Genomic DNA, 14,492 nt, shown 5'->3' with positions numbered 1-14,492 from the left:
CACGCCCTGTTACTGGACGGGCTCGGGCGTGATGCGCGGGCGGGCGGCGCGCTCGGCCTCGGCGTCGCGGATGCCCTTCTCGACGACCTCGGCGAAGATGCGCCCGCCGGCGTCGCCGGGGTGGATGCGGTCGCCGGCGAGCAGATCCTCGTGCGGGGCGATGGCGCCCGCCCAATCGGCGACGACCACGCCGAGGCGCCCTGCGGCGAACGACTGCAGGTCGCGGTTCACCCCGGGGATCCAGTCGCGCGGGGCGTAGGCGTTCACGAGCACGAGATCACGGTTGCGACCGACCGTGTCGGCGATCTTCTGCAGCACGTCCTCGTCGACCGAGCCGTTGGTCCCGAGCGCCACGACGACGTGCTCGCGCAGATTCCCGGAGTCCTCCAGCGCGTCGATGATCCGCGGCCCGGCCCAGACCGAGCGCGACACCTTGGCATCCACCTCGATCCCGGGGAACTGCTGCTGCAGGGCGGGAGCGGATGCCAGCATCACCGAGTCTCCGACGGCGGTGACGTCCGTGCCTGAGATCGCTGCGGGTGTCGTGGGTGCGGGAGTAGGCACGACCTTCTTCAGGGCCTCCTGACCTGCGCGGATGGCCATCTCGGAAGTCGTCATCGGCGGTGCGCTCGCGACGGCGGCAGTCGTGCCGCCCAGCGCGAGCACAGCCGCCAGGGCGCTCGTCGCCATGGCGAGCCTGCTGACCGGACCGCGTGCGAAGCGCACCCGCACGGCGCGCAGCGAGCGGCGGAATCCGAGCCGCCGCAGCGGCGTCTCCACGACACGGAACGACACGGCCGCAGCCGCCACAGACAGCACCAGGGCCGTGCAGCCCGCCCAGACCGGCACTCCGGCGACCTGTGCGGAGACACCCAGGCCGCTCGCGGCGGAGACGAGCACGAGCACCGGCCAGTGCCACAGGTAGATGCCGTAGGAGCGGTCGCCGATCCATCGCAGCGGCTGCACATCGATGGCGCGGCCGAACCAGGAACCGGGCATGACGCCCGCGAACACCGCGAGCACCGTTCCCGCGGATGCCAGCAGCAGCGTTCCCGGGAATCCTGCCCCCGTGTGTTCCGACGGCTTCAGCGCGGCCGCGACGATGGCGCCGACCCCGAGCACGCCGAGCAGCACACCACCGGCGCGGGCGCTGGGGCGCAGCATCCATTCCTGCTCGGGCATGCGCCGGATGCCGAAGGCCAGGGCGATGCCGAGCAGCAGCCCGAACGCGTGCGAGTCGGTGCCGAAGTACGCGCGCGTGACGGAGCCGGTCGAGACCAGCACCGACATCCACCATGCGGAAGCACCGGCCGCGGCCACCGCGAACGCGACGAGCGCCCAGCGCACGCGCAGCACGACGAGCAGCAGGGGGAGGAGCAGCGGCCAGAGCAGGTAGAACTGCTCCTCGACGGCGAGCGACCACACGTTGCGGAACAGCTCCGGCTCGGTCGCGGCGAAATAGTCCGATCCGCCCGCGAGGGCCACCCAGTTGTAACTGAAGGTCGAGGCTCCCAGCAGCTGCCGGCCGATGCCGACCAGCACATCGCCGCCGATCAGCCAGGCGACGGTCGCGCACACGGTGAGCATCAGGGCCAGCGCGGGCAGCAGCCTGCGTGCCCGACGACGCCAGAAGTCCAGCAGGCGGTGCCGCAGCGGATGCCGCGTCGGCCGCAGCATGAGCGAGGTGATCAGGAACCCGCTCACCACGAAGAAGACGTCCACACCGACCAGTCCGCTGGGCAGACCGAGCCCGGGGAAGAGGTGGTAGATCAGCACCAGCCCGACGGCGATCGCGCGGAGTCCGTCGAGCCCCGCGTACCGCGGCAGGTGGGGCGAAGACGGAGACATCACAGCAGAAGAAGGCGCATTTCGAAGAGAGGGGAAGCTCCAGTTTAGGCTGGACCGGTGCGCATTCGCCTGGACATCGCCTACGACGGCACCCATTTCCGCGGGTGGGCGAAGCAGCCCGGTCTGCGCACCGTGCAGGGTGTGCTCGAGACCGCGCTGGCACGCATCGTCGGGTCCGACGTGCAGTTCGTCGTCGCCGGAAGGACGGATGCCGGTGTGCACGCCTCCGACCAGGTGGCCCATGTCGATCTGGACGAGGCGCAGTGGTCGCGGGTCACGGCCCGGCACGGACAGGCTGCCTCCGATCCGGCTGGTTCGCTCGCGCGTCGCATCCGTGGGGTCCTGGGTCAGTACCCCGACGTGACCGTCACCCGCACGAGCCTCGCGCCCGAGGGTTTCGACGCCCGGTTCTCGGCGGTGTGGCGCCGGTATCGGTACCGGCTCGCCGACACGACCGTGGGCTACGACCCGATGCGTCGCAACGACACCACCACGATCCGCGCCGCGCTGGACGTGGATGCCATGGATGCCGCCGCCCGCACCCTGATCGGCCTGCACGACTTCGCGGCGTACTGCAAGCCGCGCGAGGAGGCGACGACCATCCGGACCCTGCTGGACTACCGCTGGGCGCGGGATGCCGAGGGCGTGCTGGTAGCCGACGTGAAGGCCGACGCGTTCTGCCACAGCATGGTGCGCGCCCTCGTCGGCGCCTGCGCGGCCGTGGGGGAGGGCAAGCTGTCCGTCGACGACGTCGTGCGGCTGCGCGACGAGCTCACCCGCACGAGCGCGTTCAAGGTGCTCCCGGCGCGCGGCCTGACGCTCGCCGAGGTCGGCTATCCGGCTGACGAGCTCCTGGCGGCGCGCGCCGAGCAGACCCGCGCGCGCCGCGACCGGGACGGTGATGACGCAGAGGAGGCGTGAGCCGCGACGGATGCCCGCATCCGGGTGACATCTCGGGCGATGACGACGAGGACGCATAACGGGCCGCACTCGCCATTTCAACCCCACGACGCGTTCAGCGTGCGGCGGTAACGTGAACGCATGAGGCTCATCTCGTACAACCTGCGCAAGCATCGGGCGGCATCCGAGCTGGTGGCGCTGGTCGGCCGACATGACCCCGACATCCTGTGCCTGCAGGAGTGCGACACCGCCGCCCTGCCCGAGGCGATCGACGGCCTCTCGCTGGTGCGGGCCACCAGCGGCAACAGGCTCGGCCTGGCGATGTACCTGCGCAGCAATCAGTTCCGGGTGGAGCGGGTGCGCACGATCGGCCTGAAGAAGTCCCTGCACGATCGCGTGCTCAAGCCCGCCGAGGAGCGAGTGCTCGGGGCGCTGCTGACGAACATCGACAGCGGACGCCAGTTGATCGTGGCATCCTTCCACGCAGCCCCGTTGACCGCGCTGAACTCGCTGCGCCGCAACCAGATCCGCGCCGGTCTCGACGCGCTGCAGGCGCTCGCTCCCGGCAAGCCGGTGCTGATGGTCGGTGACTACAACTACCCCGTGTTCAAGGAGAACCTCGGGCAGACGGTGCGCGAGCACGGCTACCGGCTGACGCTCAGCGACGACCGCACCTACACCCGGTACCGCGTTTTCCGCGGGCACTACGACTTCGCGACCTCGAACGGCTTCGACATCGCCGACATCACGACGCTCCCGCAGGGCACCAGCGATCACCGTCCGATCCTGATCACGGCCGAGGCCGCGTAGCGATCGAGCCGTCGAACCCGTCAGGTCTGTGAGCCTAGGTACTGTGCCAGGCCCGCTGGGCCATCCCGAGGGATGAACCCGACCTGCTCGACTTTCCTCAGATCGAGGACGCTGTTGCTTGGGCGCGGTGCAACGGACCCTGACACCGACGAGAAGTACTCGGCCGTGGTGACTCGGGTGATGCGCTCGGGGTCGTGACCTGTGAGGCGGTAGACGTCCCGGGCGATGTCGGCCCAGGTCTGCGCGGGGCCGCTGCTGGTGAGGTTGTATGTCCCGTACCGGGCTTCCGACTCGAGCAGATGGCGGATGCCGCGGGCGATGTCCTCCGTGAAGGTGAGCCGGCCGGTCTGGTCGTCGACGACCTTCGGGTCGATGCCTCTGTCGGCGAGGGATGCCATGGTGCGAACGAAGTTCGACCCGTCACCGATGACCCAGGATGTGCGCACGATGTAATGCCGGGGCACGGCGGCGACGATCGCGTCGCCGGCGGCCTTGGTCTGGCCGTAGACGCCGAGGGGACTGAACGCGTCCTCCTCTGCGTACGCCTCCGCCTTGGAACCGTCGAACACGTAGTCGCTGGAGACGTGGACGAGGGTGATGCCGTTGGCGGCCGCGATGCCGGCCAGTGCGGACACGGCGGTGACGTTGACGGCCCAGGCGTCAGCTCGTCCCCGCGTGGTCTCTGCTGCGTCGACGGCGGTGTGGGCGGCGGCGTTGATGATCGTGCCGTAGTCGCGCCATCTCCGGGCGTTCGTGAGGTCTGGCGAGGTGAGGTCGAGGTCGGTGCGGGTGGCGTATTCGACGTGGGGCGCGTCGCCGTAGACAGTGCGAAGGGCGCGGCCGAGCTGCCCGCCGGCACCGAGGACGAGAATCTTGCGCGGCAGGATCGGGGTCACAGCTTCGAGCCGGGGATGCGCGCGGTCCTTGTCGGAGAGCTCGGCCTCTGCGAGCGGGATGGGCCAGTCGATCGCGGCCGTCTCGTCAGCGAGATTCAGGAAGGCGTACTCGGCGTCAGGCGACCAGTGGTCGTTGACGAGGTACACGTAAGCGGTGCCCGCCTCGAGCGTCTGATAGGCGTTGCCCACTCCCCGAGGGACGAAGATCGCCTTCGACGGGTCGAGTTCCGTCGTGAACGTCGTACCGAAGGTGGGACCCTCACGCAGGTCGACCCAGGCGCCGAAGATGCGTCCGGTCGCGAGCGAGACGAATTTGTCCCAGGGCTCTGCGTGAATGCCACGCGTGGTTCCGACTGCGTCGTTGAAGGAGATGTTGTTCTGCACCGGTCCGAGATCCGGGAGTCCGGCGGCGATCATCTTCTCGCGCTGCCAGTTCTCCTTGAACCACCCGCGACTGTCGCCGTGCACGGGCAGGTCGAAGACGACGAGCCCAGGAATCGTCGTCTCCGTGCGGGCCAGCTTCTTGCCGAACTCGATGCTCATTGTCCCTTGCCCGCGTAGAACGCCTCCGTGCTGTCTTTGGACGGGGCCCACCAGGCTTCATTCGCCCGGTACCAGTCGATGGTCGCGGCAAGACCGGCTTCGAAGTCGCCGAACTGGGGCGTCCAGCCGAGCTCGGTGCGGAGCTTGGTGGAATCGATCGCGTACCGCAGATCGTGCCCGGCGCGGTCGGCCACGTGGTCATACGCCGCCTGATCCTGGCCCATCAATTCCAGGATGAGCTCGACGACGGACTTGTTGTCCTTCTCACCGTCGGCGCCGATGAGGTAGGTCTCGCCGATCCGGCCCTTCTCGAGGATGGTGAGCACGGCTGAGGAGTGGTCGTCGGCGTGGATCCAGTCACGCACGTTCCGCCCTGCGCCGTAGAGCTTCGGCCGGATGCCGCGGATCACGTTCGTGATCTGGCGGGGGATGAACTTCTCCACGTGCTGGTACGGCCCGTAGTTGTTGGAGCAGTTCGAGATCGTGGCCTGAACCCCGAAGGAGCGCACCCAGGCTCGGACGAGCAGGTCGGAGCCGGCCTTGGTCGACGAGTACGGCGACGACGGGTTGTACGGGGTGTCCTCGGTGAACCGCTCCGGATCATCGAGCTCCAGGTCGCCGTACACCTCGTCGGTGGAGATGTGATGCAGTCGAGTGCCGTGGCGGCGTGCGGCCTCCAGCAGCGTGTAGGTGCCGATGATGTTCGTGTCCAGGAACGGCCGAGGGTCGTGCAGCGAGTTGTCATTGTGCGACTCGGCGGCGTAGTGCACAACGGCATCCGTACCGGCGAAGAGCGAGTCCACGAGCTCGGCATCCGCGATGTCTCCGTGCACGAACTCCACACGGTCGGCGGGCAGCCCTTCCAAGGACGCACGGTTGCCCGCGTATGTGAGCTTGTCCAGCACCGTCACGTGGTGATCGGTATGCGCGACCACGTGGTGCACGAAGTTCGATCCGATGAATCCCGCGCCACCGGTGACCAGCAGACGCGACATCAGCGTCCCCTCTCCAGGATCTCGAGCAGGTACGTCCCGTACCCCGACTTGACGAGCTTCTCGGCGCGCTCGCGCAATTCGGCGTCCGAGAGGAATCCCTGCCGCCAGGCGACCTCCTCCGGCGCACCGATCTTCATGCCCGTGCGGCGCTCCATCGTGCGCACGTAGTCGGTGGCGTCCGTCATCTGATCGAACGTGCCGGTATCGAGCCAGGCGGTGCCGCGGGGCAGCACTTCGACCTGCAGTTCGCCGCGCCGAAGGTACTCGCGATTCACGTCGGTGATCTCATACTCCCCGCGACCTGACGGCTGGAGTGAACGTGCAATTGAAATCACGTCGTTGTCGTAGAAGTACAGTCCGGGAACCGCGTAGTTGCTCTTCGGCCGCGCCGGCTTCTCCTCCAGCGACACAGCGCGGCCCTCAGAGTCGAACTCGACGACTCCATATGCGGAAGGTTCCGACACCCAGTACGCGAACACTGCTCCGCCCTGCACGTCGGCGAACCGCTTCAACTGGGTGCCCAATCCCGGGCCGTAGAGCAGGTTGTCGCCGAGCACCAACGCGACTGAGTCGCCGCCGATGAAGTCCGCGCCGATCGTGAATGCCTGTGCCAGACCGTCGGGCGACTGCTGCTGGGCGAACGTGATCCGCACGCCGAACTGCGACCCGTCACCGAGCAGGCGCTCGAAATGCGCAGCGTCGTGAGGTGTGGTGATCACGAGGATGTCGTCGATGCCCGCCAGCATCAGCGTCGACAGCGGGTAGTACACCATCGGCTTGTCGTACACCGGTATCAGCTGTTTGGAGACGCCCAGCGTGATCGGATGCAGACGGGTCCCCGAGCCGCCCGCGAGAATGATCCCCTTCATGCGTCCATCGTGGCACAGCGGAGGCCACCCTCCAGCGACTCATCGGAGAGCAAGTCCTCAGGGCGCGCCCCAGGCATACTCAGTATCCTGAGGGTGCGTGCCGACTGGGTGGCGCGCGTCGAGGCGACCGAGGGGGCTGCCATCACCGATTCGAACGCACCACGCAGCCGACGGGAGCGACGCTACGACGGGTCCATCAGCGACCTCGACCCGGACTTCGAGGTCGACGAGTACGTCGAGGGCCCGCGCAAGCGGCGCGTCTGGCCGTGGATCGTCCTGGTCATCTTCCTACTGCTGATCGCGATCGTCGTGGTCGGCGGCGTGTTCGCGATCCAGGCGTTGAAGGTCAAGGACGACCTGCAGGCCGCGAAGGGCAAGATCTCGGCGGTCGTGCCGCTCATGAAGAAGGGCGACACCGCGGGCGTCGAGGCACTGAGCAAGCAGGTGCTCAAGCTCACCAGCGACGCCGACAAGATCGTGGCCGGTCCGCTGTGGGACATCGCGAGCATCGTGCCGGGCGTCGGCGCGAACGTCGTCGCCGTCAGCGAGACCACCAAGGCGACGCACATCCTGGTGCGCGACGCCCTGCCTCTGGCATCCTCGCTGCTCCCGCTTGCCGACCCCGCGAACTTCAAGGTCGAGGGCGGCGGCATCAACCTCGCACCGTTCCGCGAGGCCGAGCCGAAGCTGCCGCAGCTGAGTGCGATCTTCGACAACGCGAAGACGCACATCGACAGGATCGACATGAAAGCGATCCACCCGTACATCAAGTCGAACATCAGTCAGATCGTCGACATCGTCGACACGGCCGCACCCACTCTCTCGTTCGCGCAGGAGAACCTGCCCGTGCTGCTGTCGACCCTCGGTGCCGATGGCCCGCGCAACTACGCGCTGCTGTTCCAGAACAACGCCGAGATCCGCGCGACGGGCGGCAACCCCGGCGCGGGCGCCGTTCTCACTGTCGACAACGGCAAAGTCACGATGCGGCAGGACCAGGCGGCTCTGAACTTCGTGCTGCTGGGCCCGAAGGGGCGATTCCCGCAGCACCTCGCGGATCCTGCGGAGGAGAAGCTGTTCGAGGGCGACACCTGGTCGCACTCGCAGAACTACACCCGCACGCCCGACTTCGCCGACACCGCTCACCTGGTCGGCGGCCTGTGGAATCAGACGGTCGGGGGCAAGCTGGACGGAGTCATCTCCATCGACCCCATCACGCTCTCCTACATGCTCCAGGTGGCCGGCCCCGTGCAGGTGCCGGACGAGACCACGCCCGTGACCGCGGACAACGCGGTGAAGCTGCTGCTCAGTGATACCTACGAGCGCTTCGGCGCGAAGGGCGACCTGGCTGACCTCTACTTCGCGAAGGTCTCGGCCGCCGTGTTCAGCAAGGTGATGAGCGGCGGATGGGATCCGCTGAAGATGGTCGAGCAGCTGCAGAAGGCCACGCGCGAGCAGCGCGTCTACGCCTGGTTCGCCGACGAGAAGCAGCAGGCGATGGCGACGCAGCTGGGCATCGACGGCAAGATCACCACCGACAACAAGACGGTGACGCAGACCGGCATCTACCTGAACGACTCGTCGCACTCCAAACTGGAGTACTACCTGTCCAGCAAGATCATGGTGACCTGCTCCGCGGAGAAGCGAACGGTGACGACGACGATCGAGCTGCACAACGCCGTCCCGCGCGCGGACCTGAGCCACTACACGCTGGGCGCTCGCAACGGCCGCTGGGGTCAGCCCCGCACAACGATGATGCTCGACGTCGTGGGCATCGCCCTGCCGGGAGGCAAGCTCGTCGGCTCCTCGCCCGAGAAGGGCGCGCGCAAGGATCAGGAGCGCAGCGGACTCTACAAGGGGCGCGAGGCGAAGAGCATGCTCGTCAACGTGCCGATGGGCGGCTCGAAGAAGGTCTCGTTCACGTCGACCGTTCCGGATGACGCGACCAAGCCCCTGCAGGTGCGGTACTCGCCGACCGTGGGCGAGACGCCCGTCACCATCGACGGCTCCTGCGGGACGATGTTCCCCGCATCCTGAATTGGGGGAGCAGCGGCGGATGCTGTAAGCTAACCCTTTGGTGCCTGTGCTTCGGCTCGCCGAGACACTGGTACGACGAACGTGAGCCCTCCACTGGCGTGTTCCCGGTCTTGATCAGAGGCAGGAACCACCCCGGAGTGGGATTCACGAACCTCTCCGTTCGATTCAAGAAAGCAGCACTATCGTGACGCGCACTTACACCCCGAAGGCCGGGCAGGTCCAGCGTGACTGGATCGTCATCGACGCCACCGACGTCGTTCTCGGTCGCCTGGCTTCGCACGCCGCCGCAATCCTGCGTGGCAAGCACAAGCCGACCTTCGCTCCCCACGTCGACACCGGCGACTTCGTCGTCATCGTCAACGCCGACAAGGTCGCCCTGACCGGTCAGAAGCTCCTGCAGAAGAAGGCCTACCGCCACTCGGGTTACCCGGGCGGTCTGACGGCAACCTCCTACGCCGAGCTCCTTGAGAAGAACCCGGTTCGCGCCGTGGAGAAGGCCGTCCGCGGCATGCTCCCGAAGAACACCCTGGGCCGCCAGCAGCTCTCGAAGCTGAAGGTGTACGTCGGTGCCGAGCACCCGCACGCCGCTCAGCAGCCCACGCCGTACACCCTCGACCAGGTCGCGCAGTAAGCGCCCCTTAGATTTCAAAGGACATACTCGTGGCTGAAATCCAGGACACCACCGAATTCCCGCAGAACTTCTCGACCGAGACCCCCGAGACCGAGGTCGTGGAGTCCGCTCCCCGCCCCGTGCTCTCCGTGCCGGGTGCTGCCGTGGGCCGTCGCAAGCAGGCCATCGCCCGCGTGCGTCTGGTTCCCGGTTCGGGCACCATCACGATCAACGGTCGCACGATCGAGGACTACTTCCCGAACAAGCTGCACCAGCAGCTGATCAACGACCCGTTCACCGCCCTCAACCTCGTGGGTGCGTACGACGTCATCGCCCGTATCTCGGGTGGCGGCGACTCGGGCCAGGCCGGCGCCCTGCGCCTGGGCATCGCTCGCGCGCTGAACAACATCGACGCCGAGAACAACCGCCCGACCCTCAAGAAGGCAGGCTTCCTGTCTCGTGACGCCCGCGTCATCGAGCGCAAGAAGGCCGGTCTCAAGAAGGCCCGCAAGGCTCCTCAGTACTCGAAGCGCTGATCCGCGCAGTTCGTCATATGGCACTGTTCGGTACGGACGGCGTGCGGGGTCTCGCCAACGGCGAGACCCTCACCGCCGGACTTGCGCTCACCCTGGCCCAGGCGACTGCCGTCGTCCTGGGCCAGGGCCGTATTGCCGAGGCTCGCAAGGCCGCAGGCAAGCGTCTCACCGCGGTCGTCGCTCGCGACCCGCGGATCTCGGGCCACTTCCTCAGCGCGGCTGTCGAGGCGGGCCTCGCCTCCTCGGGCGTGGACGTGCTGGATGCAGGAACTCTGCCGACTCCGGCGGCCGCCTTCCTGATCTCGGACATCGACGCCGACTTCGGCGTGATGATCTCGGCATCCCACAATCCGGCTCCTGACAACGGCATCAAGATCTTCGCCCGTGGCGGCGTGAAGCTGCCCGATGAGGTCGAGCAGCGCATCGAAGCGGCGATGGCCGGTCCCATGCTGCAGCCGACCGCCGGTGACGTCGGTCGCGTGCGCCGGTTCGCGGATGCTGAGGACCGCTACGTCCTGCACCTGCTGGCGTCGCTGCCGCATCGGCTCGACGGCATCCACGTGGTGCTCGACTGCGCCAACGGCGCGGCATCCGGAGCGTCGCCCGAGGCGTTCCGCACCGCCGGCGCGAAGGTGACGGTCATCGGGGCCGACCCCGACGGCATCAACATCAACGACGGCGTGGGTTCGACTCACCTCGACAAGCTGGCCGCCGAGGTCGTGCGCGTCGGGGCCGACGTGGGCATCGCGCACGACGGCGACGCCGACCGCTGCCTGGCGGTCGACGCCGACGGCAACGTCGTGGACGGCGACCAGATCATGGCGATCCTCGCGGTGGCGATGAAGAGCCGTGGCAAGCTCGCCGACGACACCCTCGTCGCGACCGTGATGAGCAACCTCGGCCTGCACATCGCCATGCGCGAGCACGGCATCACCGTACGCCAGACCAGCGTCGGCGACCGCTACGTGCTCGAGGACATGAACGCCAACGGCTTCGCGCTCGGCGGCGAGCAGTCGGGTCACGTGATCATGAGCGCGTTCGCCACCACGGGTGACGGCGTGCTGACCGGTCTGCACCTGGTGGCCGAGATGGCGCGCCAGAAGAAGTCCCTGGCCGAGCTGGCATCGATCATGACGGTCTACCCGCAGGTGATGATCAACGTGAAGGGCGTCGACAAGGACGCCGTCTCGGATCACGCGGGTGTGCAGGACGCCGTGAAGGCCGTCGAGACCGAGCTGGGCGATTCCGGCCGGGTGCTGCTGCGCAAGTCGGGCACCGAGCCGCTTGTGCGTGTGATGGTCGAGGCAGCGGATGCCGAGACCGCCAACGCTCACGCCGAGAACCTCGCCGACGTGGTGCGGAAGCACCTGGCACTCTGACGCATTGTGCGGCGGCTCACAGGGCCGCCGCATAAGCTCATCCTGGGGATGACGAACCTGGGGGAGGGGGAGCTGATGGTCGCACCGCCTTTCGATGGCGCGGGCTTCCCGCCGCCGCCTCCCGCGGCGCCGCCCCGTCCGGCGGGCCTGCCTCCTGTGCATCCGATGGCGATTCCGCCGAGGCCGCCCCTGCCCGCGGTACGGCCTGACGACGTGCAGGCCGGCTCGCCCCTGCTGGATGCCGATCTTGTCGCCCTCGGGCTGACGGGGATGTCCGTGGTCGACGCGGATGCCCCACGCCCTCCGGCTCCGCTGTGGCACCGCATCTCCACGTGGGTGGCCGTGTACGGCGTCGTGCTGGCGCTGATCGCGTTCTGGCCCGTTCCTGTCGACTCGGGCTCCGGAGGGTTCCTGCGCTGGGTCACCGCGCACTTCCCGGTCCTCACGTACGCGCGCATCGAGTTCGGATCGAACATCCTGCTGTTCGTGCCGTTCGGCGTCGGACTGGCACTGCTGCTGCCGAAGCTGCGGTATCTCGTGCTGCCGGCGGCTCTGCTCGTGTCGCTGGCCATCGAGTCGGGGCAGGCGATCTTCCTCGCCCAGCGCACGCCGAGTCTCTATGACATCCTCGCGAACGTCTCCGGTGCGGCTCTCGGCCTCATCGTGCTGGTCGTGGTCGAAGCGGTGCGCCGGCGCCCCACCGACCATGCAGGGGACTGACCGAGGTCAGACCGCCGCGGGTGACACCTGCGGCGTCCGACGCCTGCTGGACCCGCTCAGCCAGCCCAGTAGCGCTTCGAGCGGGCCGCGTCGGTGCAGCAGCGTCAGCACGGCGCCGATGGTGAGCACGCCGGCCAGCTGCAGGAGCAGGATGCCGAGCCCCTGCGCGTACCAGACCGGCCAGGTCGCCTCGCCCGTCGACACCGCCTGAACTGCTCGTGCCTGCAGCGCCGCGGTGACGATGACGTGCGCGGTGTAGATCGTGAGGGGTGCCGCGCCGGCCGCGCGCACGGTGGCGAGCACGAAGCCGCCGCGCAGGGCCAGCACGTCGAACAGGAGCACGAGCAGTCCGATCAGCAGGCAGGCGCCGGCGACCGTGCGCAGCATGTCGGCCGGGTTCCCGCTGTGCGGAGTGGGTATCAGGAACATCCAGAAATCGGTGCCGATCGGGGCGCCGTAGCCCGAGCTCAGCATCCGCTCTCCGAGGTCGGGAAGCCCGAACCAGCCGGGGCGCATGCGTACGATGCGCCCCGCGACCGTGATCCCGATGTACAGGATCGCGCCCGTCACCAGCATCCGGACGCAGAGGCGGCGCAGCGCGCCGCGGTCGGTGATCGACAGCATCAGCCGGGCCAGCAGGATGCCGGTGAGCATGTACGCGACCCAGGTGATGGCGGGATAGTGCCCGGTGAGCACGAGATCGAGCAGGAACCTCGGCACGACGTCGGAGAGGCCGGGGGAGGCGGGAAGTGGCGCCAGCCCGGATCGGATGCCGGCGTTGACCGCGCCGCCGAACAGCCAGAGCGTTCCGGCGATGCCGGCGACGGCCCACGACGGCATCAGCAGCGCGGGGGCGGCGAGGATCATGGCCACGCCGTAGGCGGTGAGCACGACGCTGATCGGACCGTTCAGCTGTTCCAGGGCGAACCCGAGCAGGGAGATGAGGAGACCGCGGAGCAGGATGCTGACCAGCATCCGTCCCGTGGATCTGCCGCGCATGCTACGGAACAGCAGTACCAGGCTGAACCCGCCGAGCACGGCGAAGGTGGTAGCCGACGTGCTGCTGACGGTGGCGCCGATCAGCCTGGAAACTGCGTCGTCGACCGCACCGACTCCGGTGCCCGGGCGCACGAGGTGCGCGGCCATCATGCCGAGGATGGCCGCGAATCTGGCGAGGTCGATGCCGACGATGCGGCGCCGGGCGAGCAGAGCATCGGCGGTCGTCATGGCTCCCATCATCGCATCGAGCCGATGACGACCAGTACAGTGACTCCCATGGGGGAGACGGGGCGATGGATGCCGGTCCATATGCAGGGTGTGGCGGCTTCTGCGCCACTGTACCGCTCGCTAGGATTGCAGCCATGGGGACGCGCACGAGGCGCACGGCGTACGTGCTGCTGGCCGATCCGAGCTACCTGCGCGAGAGCATCGGTGCCTATTACGACCGGGTGGACCGGATCGTGGTGTCGTACGACCGCAGCCACACCTCCTGGACGGGCACGCCGCTCCCGCTGCAGCAGTGCCTGCGCTTGATATCCGACCTCGACAGGGATAGCAAGATGGTCCTCGCCCCGGGGGACTTCGCCAGGCCGGGGGAGACCGGGCTCGCCAACGACACTCACCAGCGTCAGGTGGCGCTGGACCAGGCGTCCGAGGGATCCGATTGGGTGCTGCAGCTCGACACCGATGAGGTGATGGTCTCGCCCGACGTCTTCTTCGACATGCTGAACAGAGCCGAGAGCGCCGGTGCACGTGGTCTGGACTTTCCTTCCCGGTGGTTGTACACGCGCACGGGTCCGGGGAGGTATCTCGAGGTCACGCGACGCTTCTGGGGTGTGGCCGCGTCCTACCCGGGGCCGCTCGCGGTGCGTGCAGGCACCACTCTGCGGCACGCGAGACAGGCCGATATCGATCTGTTCCGCGTGGACTTCGCTCCGCGGAACACCGATCCCTGGCGGCCCCCGGATGCCGAGGTGCACGCCGTGATCACCCCGGACAAGGGCGTGCTGCACTTCTCCTGGGTGCGCGAGCCTGACGTGATCAAGCGCAAGTTCGGCTGGTCCGGGCACAGCGAGCACATGCAGCCCCCGGAGGTGTATCGCCGCTGGGTGTGGCGCACCCGGCATCCGCTTCTCACGGCCGTGACCACGCCGCTGCGACGGCGGGACGACGGACGCTACCGTCTTTCGCGCATCCCGGAGCCACCAGGTGGCGAGCCGATCCGCGTGATAGCCGACGGCGAGACCGTCTGATGCCGAGTCCGCTGCGGGCGGCGAGGCGACTGGCCAGACGCACTCTCGACGTCGCGGAGAGCGGTATCGGCCGGACCGTGGACGCGTTCCGGCGAGGAGA

13 protein-coding genes are annotated in these 14,492 nt (G+C 68.1%); 8 read left to right on the top strand and 5 right to left on the bottom strand.

All coding sequences use genetic code 11. The annotated features are described in order from the left end of the window. Nucleotides 1-9: 9 nt before the first annotated feature. On the bottom strand, nt 10-1,848 hold the full coding sequence (locus tag MIAR_RS09895) for an acyltransferase family protein (RefSeq protein WP_285634892.1): 1,839 nt from the start codon (nt 1,846-1,848) through the stop codon (nt 10-12). Between the two features lie 57 nt (nt 1,849-1,905). Between MIAR_RS09895 and truA the strand changes: the two genes are divergently transcribed. After that, on the top strand, nt 1,906-2,769 hold the full coding sequence (gene truA / locus MIAR_RS09890; protein ID WP_285634889.1) for a tRNA pseudouridine(38-40) synthase TruA: 864 nt from the start codon (nt 1,906-1,908) through the stop codon (nt 2,767-2,769). Between the two features lie 120 nt (nt 2,770-2,889). Next, nucleotides 2,890-3,558, top strand: a complete 669-nt coding sequence (locus MIAR_RS09885) for an endonuclease/exonuclease/phosphatase family protein (protein WP_285634886.1) — start codon at nt 2,890-2,892, stop codon at nt 3,556-3,558. Nucleotides 3,559-3,578: 20 nt separating this feature from the next. Here MIAR_RS09885 and MIAR_RS09880 read toward each other — a convergent pair whose 3' ends face one another. The 3 genes from MIAR_RS09880 to rfbA are packed head-to-tail and all read right to left on the bottom strand — an operon-like array spanning nt 3,579 to nt 6,861. After that, nucleotides 3,579-4,997: a sugar nucleotide-binding protein gene (locus tag MIAR_RS09880; RefSeq protein WP_285634883.1), complete on the bottom strand. Its 1,419-nt coding sequence runs from the start codon at nt 4,995-4,997 to the stop codon at nt 3,579-3,581. Continuing rightward, the gene (rfbB, locus tag MIAR_RS09875) at nt 4,994-5,992 is read right to left on the bottom strand and encodes a dTDP-glucose 4,6-dehydratase (protein ID WP_285634880.1); all 999 of its coding nucleotides are present in this window, start codon (nt 5,990-5,992) and stop codon (nt 4,994-4,996) included. Before rfbB ends, MIAR_RS09880 begins: the two co-directional genes overlap by 4 nt. Continuing rightward, nucleotides 5,992-6,861 carry a glucose-1-phosphate thymidylyltransferase RfbA gene (rfbA, locus tag MIAR_RS09870; protein WP_285634877.1) on the bottom strand — a complete coding sequence of 290 codons (870 nt, stop codon included), beginning with the start codon at nt 6,859-6,861 and terminating at the stop codon, nt 5,992-5,994. The genes rfbB and rfbA overlap by 1 nt, the downstream gene beginning before the upstream one ends. A 93-nt stretch (nt 6,862-6,954) precedes the next feature. Here rfbA and MIAR_RS09865 point away from each other — a divergent pair, with 93 nt between their 5' ends. The 5 genes from MIAR_RS09865 to MIAR_RS09845 all read left to right on the top strand — a co-directional run bounded on the left by MIAR_RS09865 (nt 6,955) and on the right by MIAR_RS09845 (nt 12,140). Further along, nucleotides 6,955-8,895 carry a DUF4012 domain-containing protein gene (locus tag MIAR_RS09865; RefSeq protein ID WP_285634874.1) on the top strand — a complete coding sequence of 647 codons (1,941 nt, stop codon included), beginning with the start codon at nt 6,955-6,957 and terminating at the stop codon, nt 8,893-8,895. A 184-nt stretch (nt 8,896-9,079) separates the two neighbouring features. Continuing rightward, entirely contained in the window at nt 9,080-9,526 is a 447-nt protein-coding gene (rplM, locus tag MIAR_RS09860; protein WP_285634871.1) for a 50S ribosomal protein L13, read from the top strand. Between the two features lie 29 nt (nt 9,527-9,555). After that, nucleotides 9,556-10,041, top strand: a complete 486-nt coding sequence (gene rpsI, locus MIAR_RS09855) for a 30S ribosomal protein S9 (RefSeq protein ID WP_285634868.1) — start codon at nt 9,556-9,558, stop codon at nt 10,039-10,041. A gap of 17 nt (nt 10,042-10,058) precedes the next feature. After that, the gene (gene glmM, locus MIAR_RS09850) at nt 10,059-11,420 is read left to right on the top strand and encodes a phosphoglucosamine mutase (RefSeq protein ID WP_285634865.1); all 1,362 of its coding nucleotides are present in this window, start codon (nt 10,059-10,061) and stop codon (nt 11,418-11,420) included. 48 nt (nt 11,421-11,468) lie between these two features. Next, nucleotides 11,469-12,140, top strand: coding sequence for a VanZ family protein (locus MIAR_RS09845; RefSeq protein ID WP_285634863.1), 672 nt, complete (start codon nt 11,469-11,471; stop codon nt 12,138-12,140). Nucleotides 12,141-12,146: 6 nt separating this feature from the next. On the opposite strand, the gene MIAR_RS09840 is transcribed toward MIAR_RS09845, so the two are convergent. Next, on the bottom strand, nt 12,147-13,367 hold the full coding sequence (locus tag MIAR_RS09840; protein WP_285634860.1) for a heparan-alpha-glucosaminide N-acetyltransferase domain-containing protein: 1,221 nt from the start codon (nt 13,365-13,367) through the stop codon (nt 12,147-12,149). Nucleotides 13,368-13,501: 134 nt separating this feature from the next. Here MIAR_RS09840 and MIAR_RS09835 point away from each other — a divergent pair, with 134 nt between their 5' ends. Beyond that, nucleotides 13,502-14,392, top strand: a complete 891-nt coding sequence (locus MIAR_RS09835) for a glycosyltransferase family protein (RefSeq protein ID WP_285634857.1) — start codon at nt 13,502-13,504, stop codon at nt 14,390-14,392. Nucleotides 14,393-14,492 lie beyond the last annotated feature (100 nt).

This window comes from Microbacterium arabinogalactanolyticum (assembly GCF_030268005.1).
Lineage (GTDB): Bacteria > Actinomycetota > Actinomycetes > Actinomycetales > Microbacteriaceae > Microbacterium > Microbacterium arabinogalactanolyticum.
The sequence above is the reverse complement of the archived record's forward strand: the minus strand, read 5'-3'. Positions and strand labels throughout refer to the sequence as shown.

What these genes read in the sequence shown, in the direction of transcription:
- MIAR_RS09835 (WP_285634857.1), top strand. Translation starts at nt 13,502, where the DNA reads ATGGGGACGCGCACGAGGCGCACGGCGTACGTGCTGCTGGCCGATCCG.
- glmM (WP_285634865.1), top strand. Translation starts at nt 10,059, where the DNA reads ATGGCACTGTTCGGTACGGACGGCGTGCGGGGTCTCGCCAACGGCGAG.
- MIAR_RS09845 (WP_285634863.1), top strand. Translation starts at nt 11,469, where the DNA reads ATGACGAACCTGGGGGAGGGGGAGCTGATGGTCGCACCGCCTTTCGAT.
- MIAR_RS09895 (WP_285634892.1), bottom strand. Translation starts at nt 1,848, where the DNA reads ATGTCTCCGTCTTCGCCCCACCTGCCGCGGTACGCGGGGCTCGACGGA.
- rfbB (WP_285634880.1), bottom strand. Translation starts at nt 5,992, where the DNA reads ATGTCGCGTCTGCTGGTCACCGGTGGCGCGGGATTCATCGGATCGAAC.
- rfbA (WP_285634877.1), bottom strand. Translation starts at nt 6,861, where the DNA reads ATGAAGGGGATCATTCTCGCGGGCGGCTCGGGGACCCGTCTGCATCCG.
- MIAR_RS09880 (WP_285634883.1), bottom strand. Translation starts at nt 4,997, where the DNA reads ATGAGCATCGAGTTCGGCAAGAAGCTGGCCCGCACGGAGACGACGATT.
- MIAR_RS09840 (WP_285634860.1), bottom strand. Translation starts at nt 13,367, where the DNA reads ATGACGACCGCCGATGCTCTGCTCGCCCGGCGCCGCATCGTCGGCATC.
- MIAR_RS09885 (WP_285634886.1), top strand. Translation starts at nt 2,890, where the DNA reads ATGAGGCTCATCTCGTACAACCTGCGCAAGCATCGGGCGGCATCCGAG.